We start from the raw sequence: 13,183 nt of genomic DNA on the forward strand, positions 1-13,183 counted from the left end.
TTGTCCGCCCGCAAGAAACAGGCGCGGTACAAGCGGGCGGACAATGTCCGCCCCTGCAAATGTCACGCCAGGGTCAGCGTGAAGTGGAACTGGGTCACCCCATCCTCGCTGGTGACGGTGATATTCTCCTTCAGACCGCCCAGAATGGTCTTGACGATATACAGCCCCAGACCAACCCCCTCCCGGTCCATAGAGCGGGAGTAGTCCGCCTTGTGGAACCGTTCGAAGAGCAGGGGCAGCTCCTCCGGAGGGATGGTGGCACCCAGGTTGCGGATGGTGGTGTGAGCCTTGCCGTCCTTCTTCGCAATCTGGATGGAGATAGTGGTGCCAGGGGCGGCGAACTTGGCCGCGTTGTCCAGCAAATTGTAGCACACCTGGGTGATGGAGTCCGGGTCTCCCCAGACCATCAGCTTGCCCTCGGGCATCTGAACGTCCACATCCAGCTGACGGCTGGTGATTTTTGCCTCCAGACTGATGAGCACCCGGGACATGACCTCGGTGAGGTCAAAGGTCTCCTGGGCGGTGACGGTGCTCTCGGCCAGGGCGTTGAGCCGGCTGAGGTCCAGCATCCGCCGCACCAGGCGGCTCAGGCGCCGGGTCTCGGACACCACGATCTCCAGGGACTCCCGCTCCCGCTCCGGGGGGACGGTGCCGTCCAGAATGCCCTCAGCAAAACCGGCGATGGTGGTCATGGGGGTTTTCAGCTCGTGGGAGACGTTGGCGATGAACTCCGAGCGCTGGCTCTCCACCTTCTCCAGGGAGTTTGCCATGGAGTTGAAGGCCTCGGCCAGGGCGCTGACCTCATCCCCCCGGTCCTCATAGCCCTCCACCCGCACGTCGAACTCCCCCTGGCCGAATTTCCGGGCAGCCTCGGCCATCTCGTTCAAAGGCCGGGTCTGGTAGGCGGAGGTGAGGGTGCTGGCAATGACGGAGATCAAAAACACAACCACAGCGGAGAAGAAAAAGATGGTGGCGGTGGAGGACCACATCTCGCTGAGGTTGGAGGCGTCGGCCGCAACCAGCACCATCCCCTGGACCATGGGCTGCCCAACAATCTGATTGGTAACCAGCAGGGCGGACACATACCGGCGCTCCGGGTAGATGCCGCCCAGATTGGTCATGCCGTTGAAGGAGCCCCTGCTCCGCACCTCGGAGACAATGCCCTCGGGCAGCACGCTGTTTTCAAAGCTGTAGCCATACCCGTCGTCCGGGGCGGCGGCGTAGAGGATGCCGCCAGCCGGGTCGGCTACGATGATGTGGGAGTTGGAAATCATGGCGATAGTGGCCACATAGCTGCTATAGAACTCGTCCTGGACGTCCAGGGTGAGGTAGCGCCGGTAGTAGGTGGAGGTGAAGCTGGAGATGTACCCCGCGTTGCGCTCCACCGAGTCCCGGGTCTCGCCGATGATATAGCGGTAGGACAGGAGCATGAAGGCCCCGGCCAGCAGAGTGAAGGATACCAGCATGATGCTCACCATCATGGTCAGCTGGCGGCGGTAGAGAGAACGCATGGAAGATCACCTCTCAGATGAACGATGTGTAGGGGCCGACGACCTCGGCGGCCCGCACGTCAAGGGAACGGTATCGGGTCAGGCGGCGCGCCGGGGTCGTCGCGCCCTACAAAGGGAGCATGCTACCCCGCCGTTCCCAGCTCGAATTTGTACCCCACGCCCCAGACGGTCTTGAGCCGCCACTGGTCGCTGACCCCCTCCAGCTTCTCCCGCAGTCGCTTGATGTGGACGTCCACCGTGCGGCTGTCGCCGAAGTAGTCGAAGCCCCACACCTCGTCCAGCAGCTGGTTCCGGGTGAACACCCGGTTGGGGGAGGAGGCCAGATGGAACAGCAGCTCCAGCTCCTTGGGAGGGGTGTCCACCCGCTGGCCGTCTACCAGCAGCTCGTAGGAGTCCAGGTTGATGACCAGCTTGTCGAAGGACAGCTTTTTCTCCCCGGTCTCCTCCTCGCCGCCGCTGCGGCGCAGCACCGCCCGGATGCGGGCCAGCACCTCCTTCATCTCGAAGGGCTTGACGATGTAGTCGTCCGCCCCCTGCTCCAGGCCGGAGACCTTGTCCTCCGTCTCCCCCTTGGCAGTGAGCATGATGACGGGAGTCTTGTCCCCCTCGCGAATCTTTTTCAGTACAGACCAGCCGTCCATAATGGGCAGCATGATGTCCAGCAGCACCAGGTCGGGCTGGAAGGAGCGAAAGAGCTCCACCCCCTTGCCCCCATCCTTGGCAACCTGGGTCTCAAAGCCCTCTTTTTCCAGGTAGAGGTGGAGCAGCTCGGCTATGTTGGCGTCGTCCTCGACGATCAGAACCTTTTTGGACATGACGGGACACCTCGCTCTTTTCATCAAACCTTGCACGGTCGGACATTGTCCGTCCCTGCAGGATATACCTCTATTATTATAACGCAAATGGAGACACTTGGGTGAATAATTTGTGAATTACGGTGCTTTCTGCTCCTCCACATAGGAGTGGTCCACCTGAATCACCGGAAAATATCGGTCGGAGAGCCCCTTGATTCCCTCGGCCAGGGCGGCGCGCACCTCCCCGTCGGACAGGCGGAAGCCGTAGGGCACCACCACGTCGAAGAGGAGGTTGGTGTGGATGGGGCCCGCGGTGATCCGGAAGTCGTGGATGGTGAGGACAGGGTCGATCCCCCGGGCGATGCCGGCCACCTGGGTCCGGATGGCCTCCGTCCGCCCGTCCTGAACCACCGGGTCCATGTGAATGCAGGTCTCAATCTGGTGCTTCGCCTTCAGCTCACGCTCCACGTGGTCGATGACGTCGTGGACCTCCAGCAGGTCGGCGTTGGCCGGAACCTCAGCATGAAAGGACATCATGGCCCGGCCGGGGCCGTAGTCGTGATAGACCAGGTCGTGGATGCCCAGGATATAGGGGTGGCCCAGGACGATGCGGTCGATGTCCTCCGCCAGAGCCCGGTTCATGGGCCGGCCCAGCAGGGGGTCTGCGGTGTCCTTGGCGGCGGCCCAGCCGGTGCGCAGAATAAACAGCGCCACCCCCAGACCCAGCCAGCCGTCCAGCGGGAGGCTGAGAAAATGCCCGGCCAGCAGGCCCAGCAGCAGGATGCCGGTGGCGGCCGCGTCGGACAGGGAGTCGGCGGCGGTGGCCGACAGGGCGGCGGACTGAATCCGTTTGGACAGCCCCCGGTTGAACCAGAACATCCACAGCTTCACCGCCACCGAGACCGCCAGGATGACCGCCGACAGGACGGAGAGAGACACCGGCTCCGGGTGAAGAATCTTCTCAAAGGAGGACTGGGCCAGCTCCACCCCCACAAGCAGGATGAGCATGGCCACCACCAGCCCGGCCAGATACTCCATCCGGCCGTGGCCGAAGGGGTGCTCCTCGTCCGCCTTCTGGCCGGCCAGCCGGAAGCCCACCAGGGTGACCACGGAGGAGGCCGCGTCGGACAGGTTGTTAAAGGCGTCGGCGGTGACGGCGATGGAGGCGGTGACCATGCCCGCAGTGAGCTTGCCCAGAAAGAGCAGCAGGTTCAGGGCGATGCCGATTCCCCCGGACAGCACGCCGCACCGCTGCCGGGTCTCCGGGGCTCGGGGGTCTCCCGTTCCAATACAAAAACGCAGAAAAGCATCCATAAGCAGTACCTCTCGGCTCAGCGGCGCCGGCCGCGCCCGCGTTGGCCTGCCGGAGCCTCCGGCGGCCTGATAATGAGCCATTTTACCATGAAGCCGCCCCTGAATCAAGATAAAATCCAGATGCCGGCTGAATTGGGGCCGGGGCGGGAGAATATCCGGGATTGTTCACAAAAAGTTCACCCCGGAGTCATGATTTTGCCTTATTCCTATTCTATGATAAGACCGTGCCAAGTGAATGAAATGTATCTCCTTTCTCTCTCCTTTACAACACACAAGGCAGGCGGCCCCGGCGATTGCCGGGGCCGCCTGCCGCCTGTTGAAAGCTGCCGCGTTTTCCGCCGGGAGGGGAGTTTACAAAAAGTTCACGTGGAGGTCATGAAATCGCCGTATTTATCTTTTAAGATGACGTTGTAGCTGAGCTACATCATGTATCTCCCATTTCTCCCTCTCCTTTTACAACACACAGGCAAAGAGCCCCGGTGAAAACCGGGGCTCTTTGCTCGTCCTTCTATGCCCGCCTGCGGTGGACAGATTGGCCCGGCTGTGCTAAGATAGGGCAGACAAGAGGAGGCGGTTTGCCATTATGCCCAAGATCATCATTGTGGAGGACGACCCCGCCATCCGGGAGGAGCTGGCCCTGCTCCTGGAGAACGAGGGCTATGAGACGGCGGCTGTCACCGGGTTTGACCATGTGCCCGACCAGGTCCGGGCGGCGGCCCCCGACCTGATTCTGCTGGACCTGGGACTGCCCGGCCGGGACGGCATGTCCCTGTGCGCCGACATCCGGAAAAACAGCCGGACCCCCATTATCTTCGTCACCAGCCGGGACTCCGCCTCTGACGAGCTGCGGGCCCTGAGCCTGGGGGGCGACGACTACATCACCAAGCCCTACAACATCCCGGTGCTGCTGGCCAGAATCCGGGCTGTCCTCCGCCGGGCCGGCGGCCCGGCGGAGCCCGACACCCTGGAGGCGGGGGGACTCACCCTCCACCTCACCCGGGGGACGGTGTCGGCAGGGGGCAGGTCGGCGGAGCTGACCCGGAACGAGCTGAAGATTCTGGCCCACCTTATGGCCCGTGCCGGCCAGATTGTCTCCCGGGCCGACCTGATCGACGCGCTGTGGGACAGTCAGATTTATATCGACGACAACACCCTCAGCGTGAACATGACCCGGCTTCGGGCCAGGCTGGAAGAGATCGGCCTGCCAGGCTTCATCAAAACCCGCCGGGGAATGGGGTATCAGCTATGAGACTGCGGGAATTTATCTCCGACCGCCTGAACCGGCTCCTGATTCAGGTGATCTGCGTCGCCGTGGCCGCCTTTTTCCTCCGGGCCACCGGCACCCAGCCCGGAGTGCTGGCCGTCCTGCTCCTGGCCCTGCTGCTGGTTTTCTGCGGGGTGCAGCTGTCCGACTTTTTCCGCCAGCGGGCCCGGCTTCGGGAGCTGGAGGCTGTTCTGGACGGGTTGGACCAGAAATACCTCTTTGCGGAGTGTGCCCCGGCCCCCAAAAATCTCTATGAGCGGCGGCTGTTTGAGCTGACCCGCCGGGCGGGCCGGGCCATGACCGGGGCGGTGTCCGACGCCCGGGCGGCCCAGCGGGAGTATCGGGATTATGTGGAGGGCTGGGTTCACGAGATCAAGACCCCCATCACCGCCGCCCGGCTCATCTGCCGGGAGCTGGACAGCGGCGTCCGCCGCAGGCTTACCGGGGAGCTGGCCCGGATTGAGGAGCACGTGGAGCGGGCCCTGTTCTACGCCCGGGCGGAGAGCCCGGAGCGGGACTGCGTAATCCGCCAGACCCAGCTGTCCCAGCTTGTGGCCCAGGCGGTGGGGGAGCACCGCGCCCTTCTGATTCAGAGCGGCGTCCGGGTGGAGACGGACGGCCTGGACCGCTCCGTTTACACCGACGGGAAGTGGGCGGCCTTCATTTTGGGCCAGCTCCTGCAAAACGCCGCCCGCTACCGGGGGCCGGAGCCGGTAGTCACCATCTCCGCCCGCCCTCTGGGCCGGCAGGTGCAGCTCACGGTGGCGGACAACGGCCTGGGCATCCCGGCCCAGGAGCTGCCCCGGGTCTTCGACCGGGGCTTCACCGGCAGCAACGGCCGGGCCCGGGGCGGCTCCACCGGCATCGGGCTGTATCTGTGCAAAAAGCTGGCCGTCTTTCTGGAGCTGGGGCTGGAAATTTCCTCGGAGGAGGGGGCCGGGACCGTCGTGACCCTGACCTTCCCGGCCAGAGAGGCCCTGTAGGGGCTGACGACCCCGGCAGCCCGCCTTCCCAAGGATGCATCCCAAATGAAAACACGGCGCGCCGAGGTCGTCGCGCCCTACACAGGGGAGAACCTTACAAAACTGTAAGGAACTTCAATATTAATTCGATACAACAGCCTTCGCTTTTGGTGTACCATAGGGCCACAAGCAAAGGAGGCAACCGCTATGCTGCAAGTACAAAACATTGAAAAATATTACGGGAGCAAGAACAATGTCACCAAGGCCCTGGACCGGGTGAGCTTCGACGTGGAGGCCGGGGAGTTCCTGGCTATCATGGGGGCCTCCGGCTCGGGCAAGACCACTCTGCTCAACTGTATTTCCACCATCGACACCATCAGCGCGGGAAAAATCCTGCTGGACGGGGTGAGCGTGGCCGACCTGTCGGAGAGCGAGCTGGCAAAATTCCGCCGGGAGCGGCTGGGGTTCGTGTTCCAGGACTTCAACCTGCTGGACACCCTGACCATCGAGGAGAACATCGGCCTGGCCCTCTCCCTGAACCGCCAGGACCCGGGAGCGGTGCAGAGCCGGGTGCGGGAGGTGGCCGGCAAGCTGGGCATCACCGACATTCTGGAAAAATTCCCCTACCAGGTGTCCGGCGGCCAGAAGCAGCGCACGGCGGTGGCCCGGGCCATGGTAGCCGGGCAGTCCCTCCTCCTGGCCGATGAGCCCACCGGGGCCCTGGACTCCAAGGCCTCCAAGAACCTGCTGGAGATCATGTCCGTCATGAACCGGGACCTGGGGGCCACCATCCTCATGGTCACCCACGACGCCTACAGCGCCAGCTACGCCAAGCGGGTGCTCTTCCTGAAGGATGGCCGGGTGTTCAACGAGCTGCTCCGGGGCGGTCGGGGCAGGCCGGTATTCTACCACGAGATTCTGGACGTACTGGCCGCGCTGGGGGGTGATGTCAGTGACGTTATCTGAGCTCTCCCTGCGCAACGCCAAGCGCCAGGCAAAGGACTATCTGGTCTACTTCGTCACGGTGGTCATGGCCGCCGCCCTGCTCTACTCCTTCAACGCCCTCACCTTCTCTCAGGAGGTCAAGATCCTGTCCGAGGGGATGAAGATGCTGTCGTTTATGATTGCTCTGGCCACGGTGGTGGTAGTGTGCGTCTTCGGCTGGCTGGTGGCCTACGCCACCCGGTTTATGCTCCTGCGCCGGGGCCGGGAGCTGGGCACCTACCTGCTCATCGGCCTGGAGAACAGACAGGTGGCCCGGCTGTTTTTCCTGGAAAATCTGGCCGTGGGGGGCTGCGCCCTGGCGCTGGGCACCGTTCTGGGCGGGCTGCTCTACCAGGCATTCCGGGCCATGGCTCTGGCCCTGTTCAAGCTGCCCTACACCTTCTCCTTCGGCTTCTCCCTCCCCGCCCTGGGGCTGACGTTGGTCTGCTTTGGCCTGATCTACCTCTTCGCCCTGCGTCGCAGCCGGAAATATATCCGAAAAGCAAAGATTCACGACCTGATCTACGCCGACCGGCAGAACGAGGGCGTGGTCATCCAGACGGGCAAAAAGCGCCGCTGGATTTTCGGGGTCTCCATCCTGCTGGGCGTCGCGGGGACATTTTTGATTATGGTGCGGAACCTTACCATCGCCACCGCCGGGGCGGGATGTCTGATTTTATTTTTGTTCGGCTTCTTCCTCAGCTTCGCCTCCGGGGTGCCCGCCTGGTTTGACAGACGGCCCGCCCGGAAGTATCGGGGCGTGACCCTGCTGGTCTTCCGCACCCTCACTGCCAAGCTTGCCACCATGGGGGTGCTGATGGCTACCATCTCCATGGTCCTCACCGCCACCCTCATCTCCGAGGGGACGGGGCTGGTATTCCGGGGTCTGTTCGAGGGCCGGGCAGCGGAGAACGCCTGTTTTGACCTGTATCTCGGCGTGGGGGACGGCCGGGACCCCTCCGTCTATCTGGATTACATCCATGAAAATATCCCGGTGGAGCAGTCCCTGGAGTATCAGGTCTACCTCTCCGGCGGCCACACAGTGCGGGACTATATCGAATCCCGGACCGTCTACTACTATTTCAATTTTGTACAAGAGCCCGTCCTGCGCTGGAGCGACTACGCCGCCCTGCGGGCCATTGCGGGCTATCGGACGGTGGAGCTGAAAGAGGGGCAGTACCTGTTCCACTGCATGACCTATCTGGAAGAGGTTTTGAAAAATTATCGAGAACCCCTTACCCTGGGGGACGTCACCCTCCAGCCCGGGGGCGTGTACACCGAGCACCTGTCCCAGAGCGGCGGCACTGTCAACGGGCGGGGCTACATCCTGGTGGTGCCGGACGAGGCGGTGGAAGGTCTGCCGGTTCACCACTGGGCCTACGCCGCCAAGACGGTCCAGCCGGTGACAAGGGCGCAGTTTTATGACCTTTGGGACATCAACGAGCGCACCAGCTCCGGGATTTCCAGCAATGACATCACCACCAGAGCCCAGGAGGAGGCGGATGTGGCCTCCCAGACCGCCCTGTGTGTCTTCCCCCTGTACTACCTGGCCCTGTCCCTCACCATGACCGCCGCAACCATCCTCACCATCCAGCAGCTCAGCGAGAGCGAGCGGTATAAGCGGCAGTTTACCCTGCTGCAAAAGCTGGGTATGAACCGCCGGGAGATGGCAAGAGCCCTGCGCACCCAGTTTACCATCTACTACGCCCTGCCCGCCGTCCCCCCGGTGCTCATCGGCGTGCCCTTTATCCTCCATCTGGCCGGCCTCCCGGAGCCGGGGGTGATGGTGGGGGCCTCCAGCCCCGGCGTGATCGTCCTGTCCGCCCTGTCCGTCTTCTTCATGGTCTACGCCGTCTATATCGTCCTGGCCTACACCAGCCTGAAGCGGAACGTGCTGCCGGCGTGAGCCCGGAGAAGCTTTTGGCATTGCCTTCGGGCCCGGCCTGTTGTATAATGGGGCAACCAGCTGAATCATAAGGACACAGGAGGGGACGGCCATGACGAAAAAGGAGCTGCTGGACCGCTGTGCCCGGGACGGGGAGGAGAGAATCCTGCTGGCCCGGGTGCTGGACAAGCTGGAGCTGTCTCAGAACAGGGGCGTCCCCGCCCACACGCCCTTTCTCTCCCCTGGCCAGCGGGCCTCGGCGGCCGATCTGCTGGCCGCCTGGGGGAAGCCCCGGCACCTGTTCTGGGGCGGGTATCCCGACAGCGAGCGGCAGGTCTGCCTCTTCCCCGCCGGCTGGCAGGAGGAGGACGACGTCCTGTCCGATTCGGAGGGGCCCCTCACCGCCATTGAGGCCGGCTTCCACGCCGGGGCCTCCCTCACCCACCGGGACATCCTGGGCTCCCTCATGGGGCTGGGCATCGGCCGGGAGCTGGTTGGAGACATCCTCCTGCCCCGGGCCGGGCTGTGTCAGGTGGTGGTTCTGCGGGAGACGGCCCCCATCCTCCTGTCCCAGTGGGAGGGGGCCGGGCGGTATCAGGTCAGCCTGACCGAGATCCCTCTGGACCGCCTCACCCCCAGGCCGCCCCAGGTGAAAACCATTCGGGACACAGTGGCTGCCCCCAGGCTGGACGCGGTGACCGCCGCCGGCTTCTCCCTGTCCCGGAGCAAGGCCGCCGCCCTCATCGCCGCGGGAAAGGTCTCCCTCAACCACCGGGAGTGCCTCAAGGCCGACCGCCCCGTGGCCGAGGGGGATACCCTCACCTGCCGGGGACTGGGTAAGTGCGTTGTCAAGGAGGTCCCCGGCCAGTCCAAGAAGGGCCGGACTATGCTGGTGCTGGAGCGGTATCTGTAGGGCGCGACGACCCCGGTGTGCCGTCCGGAACGGTTGAAATCCTTTGAAAGCGGGCCGCCGAGGTCGTCGGCCCCTACAACAAGAGAGGTATATCACATGGAACAGAGCAAGATCAACCGCATCAACGAGCTGGCCCGGAGGTCCAGGGGGGCGGAGGGCCTCACCCCGGAGGAAAAGGCGGAGCAGGCCGCCCTGCGCCAGGAGTATCTGGCCGCCGTTCGGTCCAGCCTCACCGCCCAGCTGGACAGCACCGTGATCCAGTATCCCGACGGCGCCCGGAAAAAGCTCAAAAAGAAAAAACCTTAATGGGATTTTAATTTGACAAGCCAGGGATTTTCTGACATAATAGCGGTGCTTTCCAGAATATTTCCGGGCGCGCCGCCCTGTCAAAAAAGGAGGTCCCCCCTATGGCCCGCATCAAATTTACCACCGACTCCGCCGCCGACGTCCCGCCCGCCCTGCGGGAGGAACTGGACATTCAGGTGCTCCCCTTCCCTATCGCCATGGGGGATCGGGAGCTGGCCGACGGCTTCGACTTTACTCCCGAGGAGTTTTACGACATGCTCCTGGCGGCCCCCCAGATTCCCACCCACGCTGCCCTCAATCCCTATATATTTACCGAGGCCTTCGAGGCGGCCTATGAGGCGGGGTATACCGACCTGATCCACACCTCCATCAACTCCAAGGGCTCCGCCACCTGCTCCAACGCCTTCCAGGCCCGGGGAGACTTCTACCGGGACCACCCGGAGGCGGAGGGTGCCTTTCACATCCACATCATCGACGCCCTGAACTATACCATGGGCTACGGCTGGGCGGTGGTCCAGGGGGCCGGAATGGCCCGGGAGGGCGCGGAGCCCCGGGAGATTGTGGACTGCATTCAGGACTGGGTTGACCATGTGCGGGTGATCTTCGCCCCTCTGGACCTGCGCTTTGCCAAAAAGTCGGGCCGGGTGTCCGCTGCGGCCGCCTTTATGGGGGAGGCCCTGGGACTGAAGCCTGTGATGACCTTTACCGACGGCGAGTCCAAAATTCTGGCCAAGGTGCGGGGAGAGAGGGCCGTCATCGCCAAGCTGACCGAGCTGTGCAGGACAGAGCGCAGGCCGGGCACCCCCTACCTGATGATCCAGGGCAATAACGCCGGGCAGAGCGAAAAGATGCTGGAGGCCTGCCGCCAGACGCTGGGGGAGGAGCCCGCCCTCAGCTACCGCATCGGCGGCGTCATCGCTATCAACGCCGGCCCCAACCTGATCGGGGTCATTTATCGGGTATAAGTGAAGCGCTCAGCCGTTTTCCGCGGCTGAGCTGTTTTTTTACAGATTATTCATCTCTTTTGTGGTATGCTGATAGGTAGGGGCGGATATTATCCGCCCGCAGACGATTGAGCATGTGCGCAAGGCGCGGCTGCCGGGTGCGCCGCTCCTTCCTGTGAGAAACGGCGGGCCGGGTCGTCCCGCCCTACAGCCCTCAGCCGGCCTGGCCTGAAAAAACGGGCGGACAATGTCCGCCCCTACATACCCAATGAAGGAGGTTCCCTCCATGACAAACAAACAGCTCACCTGGCCTCAGCGGGGGCAGCTGTGGCTCCGGCTGGGCCTGCGTCTGATCCTGGCGGCGCTGGCGGTCTGGCTGCTGGCCCGGTTCGGAGGTTGGGCGCTGGGTCTGATGGCCCCCTTCCTCTTCGCTCTGGCCGCCGCCGCCCTGCTCAACCCCCTGGTGAAGCGGCTCCAGCGGGCCCTGGGGTGGAACCGGCACGCGCTGTCCGCCCTGATCCTGATTCTCCTCTTCGGCCTGGCGGGGGGCGGTCTGGCGCTGCTGGTTTACGCCGCCGCGGGGCAGCTGATGTCCCTGGTACAGAACTGGAGCGGCGTGCTGGACAGCCTCCAGTCCGCCATGGACCAGCTGGAGACGCTCTTCGCCCGCCTGCTCACCCTGGTGCCCCCGCAGGTCACAAAAATTGTGGAGGACACCGGGGATGAGCTGTTTCAATGGCTGTATGACGCGGTGCCCGCCGTTCTGGCGGACTGGGGCATGGAGGCGGGGGAGAGAGCTATGGGCCTGCCCTCCTTCCTGGTGGCCCTGGTCATCTTCGTCATGGCTACCTTTCTCATGACCGCCGACTACCCCTACCTGCGCAGCCGGGCCGTCCAGCACCTGGACGAGGGGGTCCTCCATTTTCTGGGACAGCTGCGCGCCACCGCCCTGGGGGCCTTCGGGGGCTATCTCAAGGCGGAGTTCCTGCTGTCAGTGGGGGTGTTCTTCATCCTCCTGGCCGGCTTCTTCCTCACCGGACAGCCCTACGGCCTGCTGCTGGCTCTGGGTCTGGCGGTGATGGACTTCATCCCCATCATCGGGGCGGGGACCGTTATGGTCCCGTGGGCTTTTGTGGCCCTGTTCACCGGAGACCTCCCTGCCGCCGTGGAGCTGATGGTCATCTGGGGGGTGATCGCCCTGTTCCGCCGGGTGATGGAGCCCAAGTTCGTGGGGGACCAGACCGGGCTGTCCCCCCTGCTGTCTCTGGTGTCTATCTATGTGGGCATGAAGCTGGCGGGAGTGCTGGGCATGGTCCTGGGGCCGGTGGTGGTGCTGGTGATCCTCAATCTGGCGGGCATGGGGATGTTCCGGGGGCTCACCCTGGACCTGGCCGCCGCCGCCCGGGATATCGCCGCGATTCTCAGCGGGAGACCGGAGTAAAAAGCAAAGGCAGACACAGCTTCTGTGTCTGCCTACATTATTTCCGCTATTTCGCGCAGCTCCGCCAAACCCAGCTCCGGATACAGAGTCCGCAATATCCCGTTTGAAATCACATGCACGGCGCACTTAATATCCGCGGTAACATTTGTGTCGGCAAAGCATACGCCCTCTTTGTCAACCCTGATATGCAGCATATTTACAGTTTTTGGGGGAATACTCAGAAACAGGGGCGCGTTGACCGTCACAACAGGAAGGCCAAGCTCTTCCTCGGTCAATAATTTGCCGCTGCCAATCAGCTTCAGGCCTCCGGTTGACAGACTGATCAGCGATGACACATCCTCAAGGGAGGTCGTGACGCTCACATTGATGAAAAGCACACAGGCCGCGCCGACTGTCTGCGCTATTCCGGATATAAGCTTATCTGTGTCAATGTTGGTTTGAGCGTTCGTCCCGGGAGCTATGAGCGATACGGTTTTAAACATACCTGAGGCACCCGCCTCGGAAAGCAGATATGCCGGGATATGCCGGAGCACCTGCGGCCCCAGAGAGCCAAAGAAATCGTCGGCGTTCCCGATTCCGACAACCAGAAGGTTCTGTCCCCGGAAGGGCTCTAAAAAACGGGTGAGGCACTCCGCGAAGCATTCAATCGCCGAGTCACGGTCCTTTAGCTTTCCCAGCCTTCCTGTGTCGATTGAGACATACTGCCCCATTGGAGAATTCAAATGCCGCGCCATTGCCAGGGTTGTAATGTTGGTAAAAGATACCTCCAGGCCGTGAATGGTCTCCTGATGACACTCCAGTCCATCATAATGTCTATTTGTTCCCAAGTTCAGTACCTCCCTGTATAATTTTGGATTAAAGCTAG

13 protein-coding genes are annotated in these 13,183 nt (G+C 63.0%); 9 read left to right on the top strand and 4 right to left on the bottom strand.

All coding sequences use genetic code 11. The features are described from left to right. Positions 1 to 62 precede the first annotated feature (62 nt). The 3 genes from D1641_RS04710 to D1641_RS04720 form a co-directional block, all read right to left on the bottom strand. The gene (locus tag D1641_RS04710; protein WP_160663242.1) at positions 63 to 1,511 is read right to left on the bottom strand and encodes a HAMP domain-containing sensor histidine kinase; all 1,449 of its coding nucleotides are present in this window, start codon (positions 1,509 to 1,511) and stop codon (positions 63 to 65) included. A gap of 122 nt (positions 1,512 to 1,633) precedes the next feature. Next, positions 1,634 to 2,326, bottom strand: a complete 693-nt coding sequence (locus D1641_RS04715; protein ID WP_160663243.1) for a response regulator transcription factor — start codon at positions 2,324 to 2,326, stop codon at positions 1,634 to 1,636. 117 nt (positions 2,327 to 2,443) lie between these two features. Continuing rightward, positions 2,444 to 3,619, bottom strand: a complete 1,176-nt coding sequence (locus D1641_RS04720) for a cation diffusion facilitator family transporter (protein WP_160663244.1) — start codon at positions 3,617 to 3,619, stop codon at positions 2,444 to 2,446. A gap of 72 nt (positions 3,620 to 3,691) precedes the next feature. On the opposite strand from D1641_RS04720, the gene D1641_RS04725 reads away from it, so the two are divergent. The 9 genes from D1641_RS04725 to ytvI all read left to right on the top strand — a co-directional run bounded on the left by D1641_RS04725 (position 3,692) and on the right by ytvI (position 12,318). Next, positions 3,692 to 4,033, top strand: coding sequence for a hypothetical protein (locus D1641_RS04725; protein ID WP_160663245.1), 342 nt, complete (start codon positions 3,692 to 3,694; stop codon positions 4,031 to 4,033). 169 nt (positions 4,034 to 4,202) lie between these two features. Beyond that, the gene (locus tag D1641_RS04730) at positions 4,203 to 4,868 is read left to right on the top strand and encodes a response regulator transcription factor (protein WP_160663246.1); all 666 of its coding nucleotides are present in this window, start codon (positions 4,203 to 4,205) and stop codon (positions 4,866 to 4,868) included. Beyond that, entirely contained in the window at positions 4,865 to 5,866 is a 1,002-nt protein-coding gene (locus D1641_RS04735) for a sensor histidine kinase (protein WP_160663247.1), read from the top strand. Before D1641_RS04730 ends, D1641_RS04735 begins: the two co-directional genes overlap by 4 nt. Before the next feature lie 186 nt (positions 5,867 to 6,052). Continuing rightward, positions 6,053 to 6,811 (top strand): ABC transporter ATP-binding protein, encoded by a 759-nt coding sequence (locus D1641_RS04740; RefSeq protein ID WP_160663248.1) that lies wholly within the window; start codon positions 6,053 to 6,055, stop codon positions 6,809 to 6,811. Continuing rightward, positions 6,792 to 8,735 (top strand): ABC transporter permease, encoded by a 1,944-nt coding sequence (locus D1641_RS04745; RefSeq protein ID WP_243149257.1) that lies wholly within the window; start codon positions 6,792 to 6,794, stop codon positions 8,733 to 8,735. The genes D1641_RS04740 and D1641_RS04745 overlap by 20 nt, the downstream gene beginning before the upstream one ends. A 91-nt stretch (positions 8,736 to 8,826) precedes the next feature. Next, positions 8,827 to 9,627 carry a YlmH/Sll1252 family protein gene (locus D1641_RS04750; RefSeq protein WP_160663250.1) on the top strand — a complete coding sequence of 267 codons (801 nt, stop codon included), beginning with the start codon at positions 8,827 to 8,829 and terminating at the stop codon, positions 9,625 to 9,627. Between the two features lie 96 nt (positions 9,628 to 9,723). Then, entirely contained in the window at positions 9,724 to 9,933 is a 210-nt protein-coding gene (locus D1641_RS04755; protein ID WP_160663251.1) for a DUF896 domain-containing protein, read from the top strand. 101 nt (positions 9,934 to 10,034) lie between these two features. Continuing rightward, complete coding sequence (locus D1641_RS04760; protein WP_160663252.1) at positions 10,035 to 10,898, top strand: DegV family protein; 864 nt, start codon at positions 10,035 to 10,037, stop codon at positions 10,896 to 10,898. A gap of 265 nt (positions 10,899 to 11,163) precedes the next feature. Continuing rightward, positions 11,164 to 12,318 carry a sporulation integral membrane protein YtvI gene (ytvI, locus tag D1641_RS04765; RefSeq protein ID WP_160663253.1) on the top strand — a complete coding sequence of 385 codons (1,155 nt, stop codon included), beginning with the start codon at positions 11,164 to 11,166 and terminating at the stop codon, positions 12,316 to 12,318. A 32-nt stretch (positions 12,319 to 12,350) separates the two neighbouring features. Here ytvI and D1641_RS04770 read toward each other — a convergent pair whose 3' ends face one another. Beyond that, entirely contained in the window at positions 12,351 to 13,145 is a 795-nt protein-coding gene (locus D1641_RS04770) for a GPR endopeptidase (protein WP_160663254.1), read from the bottom strand. Positions 13,146 to 13,183: the final 38 nt, after the last annotated feature.

The organism is Colidextribacter sp. OB.20, assembly GCF_009911595.1.
In the GTDB taxonomy this organism is placed as follows: Bacteria; Bacillota; Clostridia; order Oscillospirales; family Oscillospiraceae; genus Lawsonibacter.